The organism is Celeribacter marinus, from assembly GCF_965656515.1.
GTDB lineage: Bacteria > Pseudomonadota > Alphaproteobacteria > Rhodobacterales > Rhodobacteraceae > Celeribacter > Celeribacter marinus_D.
Genome location: NZ_CBFHKW010000109.1, coordinates 1 through 2,173, shown reverse-complemented (window position 1 = coordinate 2,173; position 2,173 = coordinate 1). Strand labels below are relative to the sequence as shown.

At 55.8% G+C, this 2,173-nt stretch carries 2 protein-coding genes, 1 tRNA gene and 1 pseudogene; all 4 read left to right on the top strand.

The features are described 5' to 3' along the window. A pseudogene (tuf, locus tag ACTG34_RS13625) lies at positions 1–420 on the top strand (elongation factor Tu); the annotation flags it as partial. 325 nt (positions 421–745) lie between these two features. Next, positions 746–1,090 carry a CorA family divalent cation transporter gene (locus ACTG34_RS13620; protein ID WP_439105416.1) on the top strand — a complete coding sequence of 115 codons (345 nt, stop codon included), beginning with the start codon at positions 746–748 and terminating at the stop codon, positions 1,088–1,090. 111 nt (positions 1,091–1,201) lie between these two features. Beyond that, positions 1,202–1,277: transfer RNA gene (locus tag ACTG34_RS13615), tRNA-Trp, on the top strand. A gap of 76 nt (positions 1,278–1,353) precedes the next feature. After that, positions 1,354–2,085 carry a glycosyltransferase family 25 protein gene (locus ACTG34_RS13610; RefSeq protein WP_439105415.1) on the top strand — a complete coding sequence of 244 codons (732 nt, stop codon included), beginning with the start codon at positions 1,354–1,356 and terminating at the stop codon, positions 2,083–2,085. Positions 2,086–2,173 lie beyond the last annotated feature (88 nt).

The following is a 2,173-nucleotide window of genomic DNA, read 5'->3' as shown; positions in this document are numbered from 1 at the left end:
TGTACGGGTGTTGAAATGTTCCGCAAACTGCTTGATCGCGGTGAAGCTGGCGACAACATCGGCGCATTGTTGCGCGGTGTTGACCGTGATGCGGTTGAGCGTGGTCAGGTTCTGGTTAAGCCGGGTTCGGTTAAGCCACACACGAAGTTCGAAGCTGAGGTCTATATTTTGACCAAAGAAGAGGGTGGCCGTCACACGCCGTTCTTTGCGAACTACCGTCCACAGTTCTACTTCCGTACAACCGACGTGACAGGCACTTGTGTTCTGCCCGAAGGCACGGAAATGGTTATGCCCGGCGACAACTTGAAGCTGTCGGCTGAGCTGATCGCACCGATCGCGATGGAAGAGGGTCTTCGCTTTGCGATCCGCGAAGGCGGCCGTACAGTTGGCTCCGGCGTTGTGTCCAAAATCATCGAATAAGAGCGCTTAGCGCCCTTACGCGACTGATCGAATAGAAAAGGCCCTGCATAAGCAGGGCCTTTTTGTTTGCGAGGGGCGGCGCGAGGTTTGGTGCTCGACGATCAGGCGATGCGCATGGTCTTGCGGCCCGAAACGGTTAGGTGGGTTCATTCGAACGGGACGCATGCTGACTGCGCAGGATGGGTGATCCCCTTATGGTTTTCGCCACAGCGTTGTCGTAGAAATACCTAGCGATCGCGACCGACGGTTCGATCTCGGCCTCCGCTGCTCGACAGTGTATTGCGCAGCAATAGCCCGAGTGGTGGCCAGAAGCTCGGTGTAGCGAATGGACACGTATTGGGCGGATTCAACTGGTCGTCGCAATTGTTTCAGATTGGAGGTTGCGCTGAAACTACACAAACAGGTTTTAGATCGAAGTAGTCGAGTTGACATCGGCTCACGGGCCTGGCCAAAAGCGCCCATTGAGAGCAGTATGTTTGCTTTGTTGCTGATTTCGGCTGTGTTTTTATCGTTGGGGTTTCTGACGGGCCTGTTTGGCGGCAATGTTGGCGGCATGCCGAGTCTTGCCCGCAACGAGACGACTTTTTCGCTCTGTGCATTCCTTATCGGTGTTGTCGTCGGGCAGGCGGTTGCCTTGTTTTGGGTGCGACGGACACGGCGAACGTCCTGACGCTCTTAGAGCAGTTGCGTGTGAGAGTGGCGTGTATGGAGTATTTCGCGCACAATACACATTCGTGCTTGCAAACCTATCCGGGCTCTCGTATCCCAACGCGCACCAAGTAGGGGTATAGCTCAGTTGGTAGAGCGACGGTCTCCAAAACCGTAGGTCCCGGGTTCGAACCCTGGTGCCCCTGCCATTTTACACCAAGACGTTAGCGTATATTGCGCCTACCTGAACGCGCAGCTACCAATGTGTGGTTTAGAACCGTTTGTGTGGAGACTATTTTGGCCCCTCATCCCCTTGCCCAACTCGATGCGGTATATGTGATCAATCTTGATAGTCGCCCTGACCGTTTGCGGTCGATGGAGACGGAGTTAGCGCGAATTGGGCTGTCGTTTGCGTCGGCTAATGTGATCCGCCACGCGGCCTATCGCCCTCAAAGTCAAGGCAGTTTCCCCTCAACCGGCGCACGTGGGTGCTTTGTCAGTCACCTCACGGCGCTTAAGGCCGCGCACGGGGCGGGTCACAAGCAAGTACTCATTCTTGAAGATGACGCATTGATAACGCGACGGTTGCGTCGGGGCGGCGACACATTTTCCGCGCAACTCAATGCCGCTGATTGGGATATGTGCTATCTCGGGTTTTGCTTCGTGAGCGACAGCACCTCAAGCGTTCAAGGTTGGTGCGATGTGCCCCCAGAGACTGACATTACCTGCGCCCATGCGATAGTATGGCGCAGTGGCGCAATCGCCCGTGCCATCCCTTACCTCGATGCTATGTTAGGCCGTGAGGCGGGCGATCCACTAGGTGGGCCCATGCATGTCGACGGGGCGTACAACTGGCTGCGCCGTGCCCATCCCGACTTGATTGCAAGCCGCAGCGCCAAGCAACTTGTAACGCAACGCGCCTCAGATAGTGATATTGCCGCGCAAACCCGTTATCGCGGCAGCACACTCATCAGCCTTTTACGTCGCCTGAAAGACTTCGGGGCGCGTTGGGCTTGAATTCTACGGCACACTGGCGTAGATGCCACAAACCACATCAGGTTCAGGAATAGACAATGGCCACTAAGACAAACCCACTTCAGTTCAT